This window comes from Pelagibacterium xiamenense, assembly GCF_021166475.1.
Taxonomy (GTDB): Bacteria; Pseudomonadota; Alphaproteobacteria; order Rhizobiales; family Devosiaceae; genus Pelagibacterium; species Pelagibacterium xiamenense.
This window is the reverse complement of the sequence record NZ_JAJOYS010000002.1, coordinates 635,582-650,760: the sequence shown is the minus strand read 5'-3', so window position 1 is coordinate 650,760 and position 15,179 is coordinate 635,582. Positions and strand designations below refer to the sequence as shown.

The 15,179-nt window shown below is 63.5% G+C and carries 11 protein-coding genes; 8 read left to right on the top strand and 3 right to left on the bottom strand.

Annotated features, from left to right (window positions below):
- Positions 1-164: 164 nt before the first annotated feature.
- A complete protein-coding gene (locus tag LSG43_RS11075) occupies positions 165-923 on the top strand; it encodes an outer membrane protein (RefSeq protein WP_231804062.1) in 759 nt (252 codons plus the stop codon).
- A gap of 49 nt (positions 924-972) precedes the next feature.
- Here LSG43_RS11075 and LSG43_RS11070 read toward each other — a convergent pair whose 3' ends face one another.
- Entirely contained in the window at positions 973-2,166 is a 1,194-nt protein-coding gene (locus LSG43_RS11070) for a benzoate/H(+) symporter BenE family transporter (RefSeq protein WP_231804060.1), read from the bottom strand.
- A 15-nt stretch (positions 2,167-2,181) separates the two neighbouring features.
- Entirely contained in the window at positions 2,182-3,255 is a 1,074-nt protein-coding gene (locus tag LSG43_RS11065) for an A/G-specific adenine glycosylase (protein ID WP_231804058.1), read from the bottom strand.
- A 41-nt stretch (positions 3,256-3,296) separates the two neighbouring features.
- Here LSG43_RS11065 and LSG43_RS11060 point away from each other — a divergent pair, with 41 nt between their 5' ends.
- The 3 genes from LSG43_RS11060 (at position 3,297) to LSG43_RS11050 (ending at position 8,116) form a co-directional block, all read left to right on the top strand.
- Positions 3,297-3,803, top strand: a complete 507-nt coding sequence (locus LSG43_RS11060; RefSeq protein WP_231804056.1) for a DUF721 domain-containing protein — start codon at positions 3,297-3,299, stop codon at positions 3,801-3,803.
- 107 nt (positions 3,804-3,910) lie between these two features.
- Positions 3,911-4,630 (top strand): DsbA family protein, encoded by a 720-nt coding sequence (locus LSG43_RS11055; RefSeq protein ID WP_231804054.1) that lies wholly within the window; start codon positions 3,911-3,913, stop codon positions 4,628-4,630.
- A 27-nt stretch (positions 4,631-4,657) separates the two neighbouring features.
- Positions 4,658-8,116, top strand: a complete 3,459-nt coding sequence (locus LSG43_RS11050) for an AAA family ATPase (protein ID WP_231804052.1) — start codon at positions 4,658-4,660, stop codon at positions 8,114-8,116.
- Here the strand turns inward: LSG43_RS11050 and LSG43_RS11045 are convergent.
- A complete protein-coding gene (locus tag LSG43_RS11045) occupies positions 8,113-9,672 on the bottom strand; it encodes a cation:proton antiporter domain-containing protein (RefSeq protein ID WP_231804050.1) in 1,560 nt (519 codons plus the stop codon). The two genes, LSG43_RS11050 and LSG43_RS11045, sit on opposite strands and share 4 nt — an antisense overlap.
- A 212-nt stretch (positions 9,673-9,884) precedes the next feature.
- On the opposite strand from LSG43_RS11045, the gene LSG43_RS11040 reads away from it, so the two are divergent.
- From LSG43_RS11040 to serA, 4 genes are all read left to right on the top strand, one after another.
- Positions 9,885-11,324 carry a TrkH family potassium uptake protein gene (locus LSG43_RS11040; protein ID WP_231804048.1) on the top strand — a complete coding sequence of 480 codons (1,440 nt, stop codon included), beginning with the start codon at positions 9,885-9,887 and terminating at the stop codon, positions 11,322-11,324.
- 145 nt (positions 11,325-11,469) lie between these two features.
- Entirely contained in the window at positions 11,470-12,147 is a 678-nt protein-coding gene (locus LSG43_RS11035; protein ID WP_231804046.1) for an SDR family oxidoreductase, read from the top strand.
- 139 nt (positions 12,148-12,286) lie between these two features.
- Complete coding sequence (locus LSG43_RS11030; RefSeq protein WP_231804044.1) at positions 12,287-13,474, top strand: phosphoserine transaminase; 1,188 nt, start codon at positions 12,287-12,289, stop codon at positions 13,472-13,474.
- Between the two features lie 83 nt (positions 13,475-13,557).
- The gene (gene serA / locus LSG43_RS11025) at positions 13,558-15,147 is read left to right on the top strand and encodes a phosphoglycerate dehydrogenase (protein ID WP_231804042.1); all 1,590 of its coding nucleotides are present in this window, start codon (positions 13,558-13,560) and stop codon (positions 15,145-15,147) included.
- Positions 15,148-15,179 lie beyond the last annotated feature (32 nt).

The following is a 15,179-nucleotide window of genomic DNA, read 5'->3' as shown; positions in this document are numbered from 1 at the left end:
TAATTGAGCCCCGGCGCGCGAACATTCCGCGCGTCGGCCTTGGCGTATGTTGGCCGGCTGGATGGCCGATCTGAGGTTAAAGTGTACGGTTAAGCGCCCTTTAAGGAAGTTCCTCTAATTTGCACACAACATCTTTCGGATACGTGCTGCGTAGGGGATATCTAATGAAGCGCAATTTGGTCGCTATAGTCATGCTGGGCGGTGCAGCACTTGTTGCCGTACCTGCAATTGCTGCAGATCCAATCGTATACGATGAACCGGTCTATAAAGACTACGTCCCGCCATATGTTCCTGAAGTAGACGATGGGCTCAAGGGCTCTTTCTACTTGCGCGGAAGTGTCGGCGGTAATATGGCGTGGGCCTATCGGGTCAATCACCCGAGCCTTGATCCTTCCACATACGACGTTCAGCAAGTGGGCTGGGGCTACAGCGCCGGTATCGGCGCCGGCTACGAAACCGGCGACGGCATGCGCTTTGACGTCACTGTCGATTATCTCCAGAGCGACGGCATGGCGATCGACATTCCCGATGGCTCCGGTGCAGCCGAAGGGTCTTACTCGCTCGGGCTGCGCTCCACCATCGCGCTTGCGAACGCCTATTACGATTTCGGCTTCGGCGACATGGGCCTCTCGGCCGCCGGCGGCGCATTCGGTTATGTCGGCGCAGGCGTCGGTGTGGCGTTCAACCGCATGGCGACGGACGAGCCGGGGAGCGACGGCTACCAGTTCTGGGGCAGCAATACGAGCTTCGCCGCCGCCGGTATGGCGGGTGTCGGCTACGATTTCGGAGACGCGGTTGCGGACCTCGGATACCGTGCGCTCTACATCAACGAGATCGCGAACGCCGATGCACCCAACCCCTATTCGATCGATCACACGTTGATCCACGAAATCCGCGCTTCGCTGCGCTACCGCTTCAACTAGGCGCTGGCATCGGTACAAGAATTGAGGGCGTCCGGGAGACCGGGCGCCCTTATTCTTTGGCCAGTGGTTTTCCGAAACGATCGAGCGCCATCAGCGCTCCCCCGGCTACGAGCCCCCAGAAGGCTGCCCCGATTCCTGCAACCGACAAACCCGACGCCGCGGTGACGAAGGTGACGATGGCAGGCAGGCGGGTCTTCTCATCGGACATAGCTGCAACAAGAGCACCTGCGAGCGAACTCAGAAGCGCCAGCCCGGCAACGGCCTCGATGAGGACCGGCGGGGCCGCGGCAACGAACGCTGCGGCGAAGCCGGCGCCGGTCGCAATGAAGATGTAGGCGATGCCCGTCGTCAGCGCGGCGATATAGCGCTTGGTTGTGTCGGGGTGGGCCTCCGGTCCGGCGCAGAGCGCGGCAGTGATGGCGGCGAGGTTGACGGTATGGCCGCCGAAAAATGCCGTAAAGCCGCTCGCTACACCGGTCGACACGAAAATCGGCCTGACCGCGGGCGTATAGCCGTTCGAGCGCAACACGGTAAGGCCGGGAATGTTCTGGGACGCCATCGTGACGATGAAAAGTGGCAGGGCAATGCCGACGAGCGCATCGAACGTGAACGCTGGCACGACGAAGACGGGACTGGGCCAGATTTCGGCAAGGGCTCCATCGGGCAAGGGTGTCGCAAAGGCGATGATAGCGCCGGTGACGACCACGGCAACAGGCACGGCCCAAAGCCGCGCAATGCGCAGGGTGATCGCCCATGCGAGGACGATGGGCAGCGCGAGTGCGGGCATCTCGGCCATGGCTCTCACCGGCGCGAGGCAGAGATTGAAAAGAATACCGGCGAGCATCGCACTCGCCAGAGGCATGGGAATTCCTGCCACTGCCTTGCCGAACGGCCGCCATAAGCCGGCAACAACGATCAGGGCCGCCGTTATTAGAAACGCTCCGACGGCGGCTTCGAAGCCACCTTCAATCGCACCGGTCGCGATCAGCAGCGCGGCACCGGGGGTCGACCAGGCAATCGCGACCGGCATGCGGGTAAGAAGGCTCAGCGTTATTCCAACAACGGCAATCCCGGCGCAGAGTGCGAAAAGGCCCGATGCCGCCTGCTCGTGTGTGGCGCCTACCGAGATCAGGCCCTGCAGTATGATGGCAAAGGAACTGGCAAACCCCACAAGTGCCGCGAGGATGCCTGCGAAAATGGGCTGAACGAGCGTCGCGCGCTCTTCGGTTGCAGCGGTTGTCATGGTTTTGGGCTCGGATCAGGGGATGGGCAGGGCGCCGGCAGTTGCGAGGACCTTGCGGAAGAGACTGGGGAATGCCTCCGAAGTCAAGCTGTCGGGTGCGCTCCACCACCCCTCGTCGAGGGGGGTCGAAGCGCTCGCCGTCCAAACCGTGAGCGTCAGCCGGAAGTGGGTGAACGTATGAACAACGGTGCCTGCCTCGGTCCATCGGGCGGAAAGCGGAAACGCGGGGGGCTGCCCGTTCGCGGTCCAGTCCGAGCCCGGAACCTCGGTCATTTTTGCAAGCAGCCCCTTGGGTCCGCGCTGGCGGACGAAAATCGATCCGTCCGGGTGGACGATGACGTAGGCATGGCCGAAGCGCTCGGGCTTGGCCTTCTTTGCGGGCGGCACGGGATAGGCAAGGGGGTTGCCCGTACGCGTGCCGAGGCACTGAGGCTCAAGCGGGCAAACGAGACAATTGGCGCGGCGGGGCGCGCAGATCGTCGCGCCGAGATCCATCATCGCTTGTGCGAAATCGCCGGCGCGGCGCGGTACGGCCTCCTGCACCCGGCTGCGAACGAGGGGCTTTTCGTCCCGTACGGGGTTCTCGAGCGCAAGAAAGCGGGCCATGACGCGATCGACATTGCCATCAACGACTGCAACGGGCTCGTCATGGCAGATCGCGGCTATTGCGGCGCTCGTATAATCGCCGATACCGGGAAGCTCGCGCAGGTCCGCGGCGGTGGACGGAAATACCCCATCGTGGCGGCTCACGACTGCCTGCGCACAGGCATGGAGATTGCGGGCGCGGGCGTAGTAGCCCAGACCCGCCCATCGGGCGAGGACGTCATCGAGCGGTGCGGCGGCAAGCTCGTGCACGGTTGGCCACAGGCGCGTGAACTTTTCGAAATAATCCCGGACAGCTGCGATTGTCGTCTGCTGGAGCATGATTTCACTCAGCCAGACATAGTAGGGATCCGGCCGTACGCCGCGTGCCCTTTCCCTTGGCCCAACGCGCCAGGGCAAGTCTCTCGCGTGGCGGTCGTACCAGTGGAGGACCGCTTCGGCATCAAGGATCGATTGGGGATGTTGCGCGGGTGCCGGGTGAGCCATTATGGATCGATAGAAACCGCATCGGGAGCCGTGAGGCAAGCATGGCGAAGGACTCTTCACCGCCAAAACGCAAGAACCGCGCCGTTCCCCTGGGCGAGATGATCGGCAATGCGCTCGATCCCGCGCTCAAGCGGCGCGGCTTCGCCAGCCGCGACCTGATCGCCAATTGGCCCGCCATTGCGCCGGTGCCCTATGACAGGATTGCCATCCCCGACAGGCTCGCGTGGCCGCGGCGGGACAAGCCGGACCCTGAAGGTGCGGTGCTCTATCTGCGCTGCGTTGAAGGGCACGGTCTGGCGATCGCGCACGAGGGGCCGGCCATTGCCGCGGCGGTGAACCGGTATTTCGGCTATCTCGTTGTCGCTTCCGTGCGCCTTTCCGCAACGCCATTTGCGCCGGAAGAAGGAAAAAAAGAGTCGCGCGAGCGGCCTCTCCCCGCCGAAAAGCGGGCGCAATTGGACGCTACCGTCGCACCGGTCGAAGACGAGAACCTCAGGTCAGCGCTCGAGCGGCTGGGGCGGGGCATTCTCGGGCGGAAGGGAAAATAAGCCGGGTTCACCGCGAGTTGAACGGAATGCCCCCTTGTCGCCCATTTCGGTCCGTGTAGTGTCGCCGCACTTGTTATCGCCATAGTCCAGGAGACGTTGCTTTGCTGTTGAACCGTAGAAACCTGCTCATTGCCGGAACCGCCGCTAGCGCAAGTGTGCTGCTTTATGGCTGCAGCTCGGGTTCGGAAGAGGCCGATACCGAAACGGTCGGGCAGGCCGATGTCAGCACCGATCCGTCTTCGGAAACGGGGAGCGTGGCGCTCTATGACGGCTCGGAAATCGAGCCGGTCAACGATCAGCCGATCAACAATCCGGATGGCTGGGTCGACAGGGCCCTTGGCGGCGTCGACGCAGACGTGACGGTTATCGAATACGTCTCGCCGACCTGCCCGCATTGCGCTGCCTTCCACGCGAGTGCGTACCCGCAGATCAAGGAAGCCTATATAGACACCGGCGCCATCCGGTTCATCGCCCGCCCGTTCCGCCGCAACGTCCTCGACCTTGCAGTGTTCATGGTGGCAGCAGCCGGAGGGAATGCCTACTACGACATCCTTGCTGCATACATGGCGTCCCAGAATGAATGGATGAGCGCTGAGAACCCGCGTGAAGCGATCTTCGCTGTTGCCCAGCAGTTCGGCTTTACACAGGAAAGGTTCGAGGAAATCTTGACCGATCAGGAATTGTTCGATGGATTGGAAGCCACGCGGGAACAGGCGTTGAACGAATTCGGGCTTACCGGCACGCCGACCTTCTACATCAACGGTGATAAATACGAAGGCACGTACGATTTTGAGGGGCTGTCTGCGGCGATCGAGGAACGGGCATAGCCGCTTTGTCGTCCCTGGGGGCGCGGAATGAAGTTTTCGCGCCTCAAGCTCGTCGGCTTCAAATCCTTTACCGATCCGGTCGAACTGGTCATGGAGCCGGGGCTGACCGGCGTCGTGGGCCCCAACGGATGCGGAAAATCCAACCTCGTCGAGGCGTTGCGGTGGGTTATGGGCGAAAGCTCATACAAGGCCATGCGCGCCTCGGGTATGGATGACGTTATCTTTTCGGGTTCGGGCAATCGTCCGGCCCGAAATTCGGCCGAAGTCACCGTCGTTCTGGACAATTCCGACAAGACGGCGCCGCAGCAGTTCAATTCCGCCGATACTCTCGAAATTTCCCGCCGCATCGAACGCGAGCAGGGTTCGGTCTATCGCATCAACGGGCGCGATGTCCGCGCGCGCGACGTGCAACTGCTGTTTGCCGACGCCTCGACCGGAGCGCATTCGCCGGCGCTCGTTCGACAGGGCCAGATCGGGGAACTGATTGCGGCCAAGCCGACGCAGCGCCGGGCGCTGCTTGAAGAGGCGGCGGGGATTTCCGGGCTTCACTCGCGCCGTCACGAAGCGGAGCTGCGGTTGCGCGCCGCCGAACAGAACCTCGAGCGCGTCGACGACATCATTGCCCAGGTCGAGGTGCAACTCGACACCCTCAAGCGTCAGGCACGGCAGGCCACGCGATATCGCGCGATATCGGGCGATATCCGCCGGGCGGAGGCGACGCTCTACCATATCCGATGGGCCAAGGCGCGATACGCCGAGAAGGAAACCGAGGCCGAACAGGGCCGGCTGATCTCTCAGCTCGCCGAAGCCACGCACATCGATCACGAGGCGCGCAAGGCTTATGAGGCAGCGGACGAGGCCATCCAGCCTCTGCGCGATGCAGATGCTGCGGCCAATGCCGCGCTGCAGAGGCTCACGATATTGCGCGGACAGCTCGATGAGGAGTTGCGGCGGGCCAATCAGCGCCAGTCGGAGCTGGAAGACCGGCTTAAGCAGATCGAGACGGACAAGGCTCGGGAGGCATCTCTTATCGAGGAAAGCCAGGGGCTCATCGAAGGGCTCAGGGGCGAGCAGGAAGAACTCGCCGAGGCCGCCGAGGCGGAGCGCGAGGAAAGCGAAATGGCGCGGGCGCAAGCCGAAGAGGCCCGGATGGCGCTCGATGAGGCCGAAACGCTGGCGCGGCAGGCAGCGGACGCGGTGGCACAGATCCGCGCACAGCGGGCGCAAGCCAAACGCAATGCCGAGGACGCGGCGCGGCGCGTCGAGCGGCTCAAGACCCAGATCGCCGATGTTGCCCGCGACGCCGAGGCCGTTCAGACGAGTCTCGATGCCGACCACACGGTTGCCGAGCGCCGCGCGGCTCTGGAGGCGGCGCAGGAGGCGGTTGCCGTCGCCGAGGAGCAGGCCGAAATGGCCGAAAGCGCGGCGGGGGATGCGCGGGTTGCCTTCGAGGAGGCGCAACCGTCGCTCACGGAGATCGAAGGCAGGCTGAACCGGCTGGAGTCGGAGGCCGATACGCTTTCGCGCGTGCTCAATGTCGATGGCGGGACGCTTTGGCCGGCAGTGGTCGATGCGTTGCATGTGGAGAGTGGGTTCGAAACGGCTCTGGGCGCGGCGCTTGGCGACGATCTCGAGGCTTCCGACGACAGCGCGGCACCGATCCATTGGCAGAACGCTGGAACCGGGGAAGGTGACGCGACCCTGCCTGAGGGCGTGGAGCCGCTGTCACGCTATGTTTCAGGTACGCCGCTTCTCGAGCGCCGGTTGGCGCAGATCGGTGTCGTTTCAGCCGAGGATGGCCCGCGCCTGATGGCTCAGTTGCAGCCCGGTCAGCGGCTGGTCACCGCCGACGGCGCGCTTTGGCGTTGGGACGGGCTTGTCGCGGCTGCCGATGCACCGACCGCTGCGGCGCAGCGGCTGGCGCAGCGCAATCGGCTGCGCGAGCTCGACGAGGAAATCGCGCGGACACGCGCCGAGCGGAACCGCGCGCGGCAGGCGCTAGAGGAGCTCAAGCTGCGGCTCGATCAGGCGCGACAGGCCGAAGTCGAGACCCGCAATGCATGGCGCGAGGCGCAGCGTGGGATTTCCGCGGCGCAGGCGGGGCTCGATGCCGCGCAGAAGAATCTCTCGGAGCTGACCGCACGGCAAACGGCGCTGCAGGAGACACAGGCCCGGCTCGAAGAAAATCTTGCGGACGCCGAAGCGCATTTCGAGGCTGCCGCCCAGGCGCTGGAGGAGGCGGGGGATGAGGGCGGCGCGATTGCCGAGGCCGAGGGCCGTCAGCGCGCGCTTTCGGGTTTGCGCGAAGCCGCCGAGCAGGCGCGCGTCAGGCTTGCCGGGTTCGACAGCGCGGCGCAGATGCGTCAAAGCCGATTGAGCAGAATCGCGCAGGAACTCGAAAGCTGGGAGCGGCGACGCGCCAGCGCGCAATCCCAGGTCGATACCCTCTCCACGCGCCGTGCCGAGATCGAAGCGCAACTCGATGAGCTCAATGCGACGCCGGACGCGTTCAACCAGCGCCGCGCGGCCCTCGACGACCAGATCGAGGATGCCGAAGCCGAACGCAAGAAGACCGCCGACCGGCTCGCCGAGGCCCAGACGGGCTTTCGCGAGGCCGACCGGGCGGCGCGGCTGGCTGCCGAGGCGCTTGCCAATACACGGGCCGAGATGGCGCGGGTGGAGGAGCGGCTCAAGGGCAACATCGTCCAGCGTCAGCAGGTCGAGCGCCAGATTGCCGAGACGCTCAATATTCCCGCCGACAAGACCGCGGAGGCCGCAGGGATCAAGCCCGAGCAGGCGTTGCCGGACGAAAAGCAGACCGAGGCCCGAGTGGACCGGCTCAAGGCGGAGCGGGAGCGGCTGGGCGGTGTCAACCTCATGGCTGAAGAGGAGGCCGCCGAGGTTCAGGAAAAGCTCGACCAGATGGTCGCCGACCGGGAGGACCTCATTGCTGCGATCGCCAAGCTTCGGACCGGGATTTCCAATCTCAACCGGGAGGGCCGGGCGCGGCTCAACGAGGCGTTCGACAAGGTCAACGCGCATTTCCGCGATCTTTTCACGACGCTTTTTGGCGGCGGCACGGCCGAACTGACGTTCGTCGAGAGCGACGATCCGCTCGAAGCCGGGCTTGAGATCATCGCCAAGCCACCGGGTAAGAAGCCGCAGACGATGACGCTGCTTTCGGGCGGCGAGCAGGCGCTGACGGCGATGAGCCTGATCTTCGCGGTCTTTTTGACCAACCCCGCGCCCATCTGCGTGCTCGACGAGGTCGATGCACCGCTCGACGATGCGAATGTCGAGCGGTTCTGCAACCTGCTCGATTCCATGCGAGAGCGCACGGAGACACGGTTCGTCGTGGTGACGCACAACCCCATCACGATGGCGCGGATGGACCGGCTTTTCGGCGTCACCATGCCCGAACGCGGGGTGTCGCAGCTCGTTTCGGTCGATCTACGGACGGCTGAAACGTTCCTCGAGGCGAGCTAGGCTTTTTTCTCCCGCTCCTCAAGCTCGGTCCAGGCGCGCTGACCGAGGCTCATGCCGGCTTCCTGCATGGTGAGATAGGTGTGGTCAGCGCCCGCGGCCATGATCCGCTCGATGTGATCCTCAAAAAGCGCGTGCGCGATGATCGGCCCGTTAAATCCAAGCGCGCGGAGCTGGCGCGCGGCGTTCAGCTTGGCTTCGATATCGTCCATGGCGAGGACAACCGCTTCGATGCGGCTTATGTCGACGCCGCGCCAGAAATTGGCGTCCTCGGCGTCTGTGAGGGCAACGTTGCGCCCGGCCGCCTTGAGCGCCTGGACACGGTAGGTGTCCGCGTCGAGGCCGATGAGCCTGTCGGTATGTTCCTTCAGCGTGTCGTAGGCGGCAAGCCCTGTGCGGCCCATGCCGAATATCATCACCTTCGCATCGCCCAGAGCGACGGGAATTTCGTCGGGATGGCGGCGCTTGAATTCGAAGCGCGTGAGGACGCCTTCCAGCCGTTCGAAGATCGGGTGAGCGATGCGGTTGAAGGGCGCAGCGACGACAAAGGAGAGCGCGACCGCGATGGCGAGCGGCACGAGCCAATCTGGCAGCACGCCGGCGGCGACGATCAGGCCGAACTCCGAATATGCCGTAAGGCTCAACCCCGCGAGGAAGGCGTTGCGGGCGCGCAGGCGGAAGGCGACGAGGAGGAGAAAGAACAGGGCCCCCTTGAGCGGCAGGAGCAGGACCATACCGAGCGCAAAGAGGATCGCATTCATGTCGGGCAGGCCGGACATGCCGATTTCGAGGAAGAAGCCGACGAGGAATATTTCCTTGAGACCCCACAGGGAGTCTGACAGCTCCTGCGCGCGCTTGTGGCCCGACAGCAGGACGCCCATCAAGAGTGCGCCGAGTTCGGAGCTCAGCCCCACGGTTTCGAACCCCATGCCGCCGACGACAAGGGCGAGCAACATGCCCATCAGGATCAGCAATTCATCGTGGCCGGTGAAATCGAGCAGCCAATAGGCGAGTGGACGCAGGAAGGGCAGTGCAAGTACGCCGAGAGCCCAGAGCGAGGGGGCTTCTCCACCCCAGATGCTTAGGACAACGAGCGCGACGAGATCCTGGATAATCAGGATGCCGATGGCCACGCGGCCGTGGAAGGCGGCCAGTTCGCGCTTGGTTTCGAGGAGCTTTGCCGAAAGGACCGTCGAGGAGAAGCCCAGCGCCATGGCGAGAAGGAGCGCCGTGGTCCAGTCAAGGCCGATGAAGACCGCAAGCCCGGGCGTCAAAACCGCCGTTGAGATAGCGAAATGCAGCAACGTCGTTCCAACGACGTGCGGTTGAACGAGTTGGTTGAGCTTGAGCTTGAGACCCACCGCGAAGAGCAGCAGCAGGACGCCGAGATGGGCGATGTGGTCGAGGATGGCGCCGGTCTCGGTCGGCAAGCCCAGGGGGGTGCGGAAAGCGTTGATGGCGAAGCCCGCGGCGAGGAAACCAACGAGGGGCGGGAGGCCGACCTGGCGGACGATGAGGCCGAAGAAAAAGGCGAAGGTGATGCAGATGACTTCAAACAATTGCCCACACCCCCAAACGCGAATCCTGAATATTTCTATGGTTCCGGGCGGTTGGTGCATCTGTCAACCGGATCGTCGCGCCCAGCGCATTCGACACACGCAGGTGGTGAGGCGCCGATCTATTGGACCTTGCCCGAAATTGGGCGTAAAAGCGCTCGCCGTGCGCGAATCTTTTGCCGTGCGCTGCTGTTCAATCCCGGAGCGTCCACTCCATGATTCTGGCGACCGCCTATATCTGCGGGCTTTTCAACCTCATCCTCGCCGCGGCAATGCTCATTCCGATGGTCGCCGATCTTTTCGCAGAGAACCTGGACTGGCAATCCTTTCTCGGCAGTGCGCTGATCGTGGGGCTGCCCTCGTTGCTCCTGGTGATCAGCACGCGGCGGACCATGCCGCCTTTCTCGCTGCGGTTCGGCTTTCTGCTGGTCAACGCAGTCTGGTTTTCCACATCGATCGTGGCCGCGGTACCGTTCGTGCTGAGCGGGCAGGGGCTATCGTTCGCCGATGCGGTGTTCGAAGCGACCTCGGGGATCACGACGACGGGATCGACTGTGCTCTCCGGGCTCGACAGCCTGCCGCCGGGGATACTCCTCTGGCGTTCGCTGACCCAATGGCTGGGCGGGCTGGGAATCATCGCCATGGGGCTCTTGCTGCTGCCGTTCCTGCGGGTCGGAGGCATGCAGGTTTACAAGATGGAATCCTCGATCCAGTCCGATAGTCCCTATTCGCGCTTCACACAGTTCTCCGCCGCGCTTTTGTGGCTCTATCTCGTGCTTTCGGTTTGCTGCGCCGTTGCCTACTGGGCGACCGGAATGAGCGTGTTCGATGCCATCAACCACGCCATGTCGACGATCTCGACCGGCGGGTATTCGACCCACGATGCCTCCATGGGGCATTTCGGACCCGCAACGCTGGCGGTGGGGATCGTGTTCATGATCGCCGGCGCGCTGCCGTTCGTCGCCATTCTGCGGGCATTGGTGACCGGCAAGCTGCGCGACGCGTGGGAAATCCAGATCCCGGTTCTCCTGTCGATCCTCGGGATATTTACACTGGTGATCACGCTGGCAGGATTGTTCGAGACCGACCGGGAGAGCTACGATATCCTCATCCACGCGGCGTTCAACATCACCTCGGTGGTGACGACGACCGGCTTTGCCTCGACCGATTACACGCTCTGGGGGCCTTTCGTCATCGCGCTCTTTCTCGTGGGGACCTTTCTGGGCGGGGCTGCGGGGTCGACCTCGGGTGGGTTCAAGACCTACCGGCTCATCATTCTCTATCAAAGCCTCAGGGTTGGGCTCAAAGAGCTCATCTATCCCAATGGCGTCTTCATCATGCGCTACGGCCGGACCGATGTGCCCGGGCACGCGGCCCGCTCGGTGGGGCTTTTCATGGCCGCCTTCGTTCTTATCCTGCTTGCGGGCACATTGGGTCTGGCGGCGACCGGGCTCGATCTTGTGACCGCATTTACCGGCGCGCTGACGGCACTGACCAATGTCGGACCGGGTCTGGGCGAGCTCATCGGTCCGGCGGGCAATTTTTCCTCCCTCAGCGATCCGGCCAAGTGGATCCTCTCGGCGGCCATGCTGCTCGGGCGCCTCGAAATCCTCACCGTGATGGTCCTGTTCACGCCCGCGTTCTGGCGGACGTAACGGGCGATTTGACCGCGGCCAAGGTGCTCGAGGTCGAACGGGTGCACACGCCGTGGCCTTCGCATACGTTGTATTTGGGGACGATGCGGGCGATATAACCTCCTGGACTCGAATGGGGCGAACTGTTGCGAGAGGGAGACTGGCGGTGAAACGAGCCATCGTTACCGGCGGGGCGGGACTAATCGGGCGAGGGATATGCAGTGCGCTTGCAGAAGACGGCTGGGCGGTGGCGTCGTTCGATCTCGTCACGAGTCCCAAGGGAGGGCGGCATATCCACTGCGATATTACTGACGAGGTTTCCGTTACGGCGGCATTCGCGATGCTCGAATGGGACCGGGTGGATCTCCTGGTCAACAATGCCGGGATTGCGGCGCCGGAAAACGCCGCCATCACCGCGCTTGCACCCAGCGACTGGCGGCGCGTGATCGACAGTCACCTGACCGGCGCCTTTTTGATGACGCGGGAGGCTGTACCCCGGATGGAGAAGGGCGCTTCCATCGTCAACATGGCCTCGACGCGGGCATTCATGTCCGAACCGCACACCGAAGCGTATGCCGCGGCCAAAGGTGGAATGGTCGCCTTCACCCATGCGCTGGCGATGAGCCTTGGCCCCGATATCCGCGTGAACGCCATCGCGCCGGGATGGATATCGAAAGACGACGATCTGCGCGAAATCGATCACGCCCAGCATCCGGCAGGGCGCGTGGGAAAGCCCGAGGATATCGCGCAGGCGGTCATGTATCTGGCCGATGCGGGGTTCGTGACCGGAGAGGTTCTGACCGTGGACGGCGGGATGACGCGGAAGATGATCTACGCCGAGTGAGACGCCTGGCGCGGTTGACGGGCGAGACAGACGGCACACGGCGCTCATGCCCCTTGCCAACACCCCCATCCTTCCCCTATAGGGGCTGTGGGCCATCCCTCCCCAACGAGGGACGACCCATCTGGAAGGATGGAGCGACATGACAGATACCTCAGCGGCTACTGCCGCCCAGCCGGACGTGCGTCCGGCCAATCCCAATTTTTCCTCAGGTCCCTGCGCCAAGCGTCCCGGTTGGACGGTTGATGTGCTCAAGAATGCCCTTACGGGCCGTTCGCATCGCGCCAAGCCGGCCAAGGCGCGGATCAAGCGCGCGATCGATCTGACGCGCGAACTTCTCGAAGTGCCCGCCGACTACCTCATCGGCATCGTGCCCGCGTCCGACACTGGCGCGGTGGAGATGGCGCTTTGGGGCATGCTCGGCGCGCGGGGCGTCGATATGCTCGCGTGGGAAAGCTTCGGCGCCGGTTGGGTGACCGACGTGCAGAAGCAGTTGAAGCTCGAGGACGTCCGGGTTCTCAAGGCCGAATATGGCAAGTTGCCAGATCTCTCCAAGGTCGATTTCGACAACGATGTGGTTTTCACCTGGAACGGTACGACCTCGGGTGTGCGGGTCGCGGATGGCGACTGGATCCCGGCGGACCGCAAGGGGCTGACGATCTGCGACGCCACGTCGGCGGCGTTTGCGCAGAACCTCGATTTTTCCAAGCTCGACGTCGTAACCTTCTCCTGGCAGAAGGCGCTGGGCGGGGAGGCCGCGCACGGCATTCTCATTCTGTCCCCGCGCGCGGTCGAGCGGCTGGAGACCTTTACACCGAAAAACCGTCCGCTGCCCAAGATCTTCCGGCTCACCAAGGGCGGCAAGCTGATGGTGGACGTCTTTGAGGGCGCGACCATCAATACCGTTTCGATGCTGTGCATCGAAGACGCGGTCGATGCGATGGAATGGGGGCTTTCGGTTGGCGGGCTCAAGGGCCTGCAGGCTCGCGCCGACTCCAACGCCAAGGCGATTGCCGATTGGGTCGCAAAAACCGATTGGGTCGATTTTCTCGCTGTCGATCCCAAGACGCGGTCGAACACGTCGGTGTGTTTGAAGATCGTCGATCCGGCCGTGGCCAGGCTCTCCGAAGAGGACCAGGCCAAACTCGCCAAGGCGGTCGTCACGCGGCTCGACAAGGCCGGCGTCGCCTATGACATCGGGGCCTATCGCGATGCGCCTACGGGCTTCCGTATCTGGTGCGGCTCGACGGTCGAAACCGCCGATCTCGAAAAGCTGACGCCCTGGCTCGACTGGGCGTTCGCCACCGAGAAGAAGGCGCTCGGCGCCTAAGGTTTTCGAGCCGGCGGCCGGTCGCGGATGACGCGCGCCGCCGGACTTCTTTCCCCGGATTTACATTTTGATGGAGGGCACCAATGCCCAAGGTTCTCGTATCGGACAAATTGAGCCCGACCGCGGTTCAGATCTTCAAAGACAATGGCGTCGAGGTCGACTACCTTCCGGATGTCGGCAAGGACAAGGAAAAGCTTCTCGAGATCATCGGGGAGTATGACGGGCTGGCGATCCGTTCGGCGACCAAGGTGACCGAGAAGGTCATCGCGGCGGCGACGAAACTCAAGGTGATCGGGCGCGCCGGGATCGGGGTCGACAATGTCGATATTCCCGCGGCGACGGCCAAGGGGATCATCGTGATGAATACCCCGTTCGGCAATTCGATCACGACTGCCGAGCACGCGATCTCGATGATGCTGGCGCTGGCACGGCAGATCCCGGAGGCCGATGCCTCGACGCGCGCCTCGAAGTGGGAAAAGAACCGCTTCATGGGCGTCGAGGTGACCAACAAGACGCTGGGCTTGATCGGTGCGGGCAATATCGGGTCCATCGTCGCGGACCGGGCGCAGGGGCTCAAGATGAAGGTCGTCGCGTATGACCCGTTCCTCACACCGGAGCGCGCGATCGATCTGGGGGTCGAGAAGGTGGAACTCGACGACCTGCTTGCGCGGGCGGACTTCATCACGCTCCACACGCCGCTGATCGACGCGACGCGGAACATCATCGATGGCGCGGCGATCTCGAAGATGAAGGACGGCGTGCGCATCATCAACTGCGCGCGCGGCGGGCTCATCGACGAGGTCGCGCTCAAGGAAGGGCTGGCGAACGGCAAGGTAGCCGGCGCGGCGCTTGACGTGTTCCTCGAAGAACCGGCCAAGGGCAATCCGCTGTTTGATCTGCCCAACGTCATCTGCACGCCGCATCTGGGGGCCTCGACGACGGAAGCGCAGGAGAACGTGGCGTTGCAGGTCGCCGAGCAGATTTCGGCCTATCTCAACACCGGCGAAGTGATCAACGCGCTCAACTTCCCGTCGATATCGGCTGAAGAAGCGCCCAGGCTCACGCCGTTCGTCAAGCTGGCCGAGCTTCTGGGCTCGTTTGCCGGGCAGCTGACGGAAACCGCGATCAAGGGCGTGCGGATCGAGTTCGAGGGCGAAGTCGCCGGGCTTAATACCAAGCCGATGGTGGCCGCCGCGCTCAACGGCGTCCTGAAACCGCTTCTGGGCGACGTCAACATGGTGTCCGCGCCGGTGCTCGCGAAGGATCGCGGTATTGCGGTCGAGACCGTGAGCCGGGAAGAGCAGTCGATCTACGATAATCTCATTCGCTTTACGGTCCTCACCGAAAGGCAGGAGCGGAGCGTCGCGGGGACGGTGTTCGGCGGTGGCAGCCCGCGCATCGTCGGGATCAAGGGCATCACGCTCGAGGCCGAGGCCACGCCGAACATGCTCTACATCACCAACGAGGACAAGCCGGGCTTCATCGGTCGGCTGGGCACGCTTCTGGGGCAGCTCGACATCAATATCGCGAACTTCAACCTCGGCCGTGTCGAGCAGGGCAAGGACGCGATCGCGCTGTTGGCTATCGATCAGATGCTGGACGATGCTCAGCTCGAGCAGATCGCCCGGCTCGAGGGCGTGGTGCAGGCCAAGGCGCTCAAGTTCAACGTGTAGCGTTCTATCAATGCCATCACGAAGGCCGGTGC

Excerpts from the sequence above, each read along its gene's own strand:
- LSG43_RS11075 (WP_231804062.1), top strand. The coding sequence starts at position 165 with ATGAAGCGCAATTTGGTCGCTATAGTCATGCTGGGCGGTGCAGCACTT.
- LSG43_RS11065 (WP_231804058.1), bottom strand. The coding sequence starts at position 3,255 with ATGGCTCACCCGGCACCCGCGCAACATCCCCAATCGATCCTTGATGCC.
- LSG43_RS11070 (WP_231804060.1), bottom strand. The coding sequence starts at position 2,166 with ATGACAACCGCTGCAACCGAAGAGCGCGCGACGCTCGTTCAGCCCATT.
- LSG43_RS11030 (WP_231804044.1), top strand. The coding sequence starts at position 12,287 with ATGACAGATACCTCAGCGGCTACTGCCGCCCAGCCGGACGTGCGTCCG.
- serA (WP_231804042.1), top strand. The coding sequence starts at position 13,558 with ATGCCCAAGGTTCTCGTATCGGACAAATTGAGCCCGACCGCGGTTCAG.
- LSG43_RS11040 (WP_231804048.1), top strand. The coding sequence starts at position 9,885 with ATGATTCTGGCGACCGCCTATATCTGCGGGCTTTTCAACCTCATCCTC.
- LSG43_RS11050 (WP_231804052.1), top strand. The coding sequence starts at position 4,658 with ATGAAGTTTTCGCGCCTCAAGCTCGTCGGCTTCAAATCCTTTACCGAT.
- LSG43_RS11060 (WP_231804056.1), top strand. The coding sequence starts at position 3,297 with ATGGCGAAGGACTCTTCACCGCCAAAACGCAAGAACCGCGCCGTTCCC.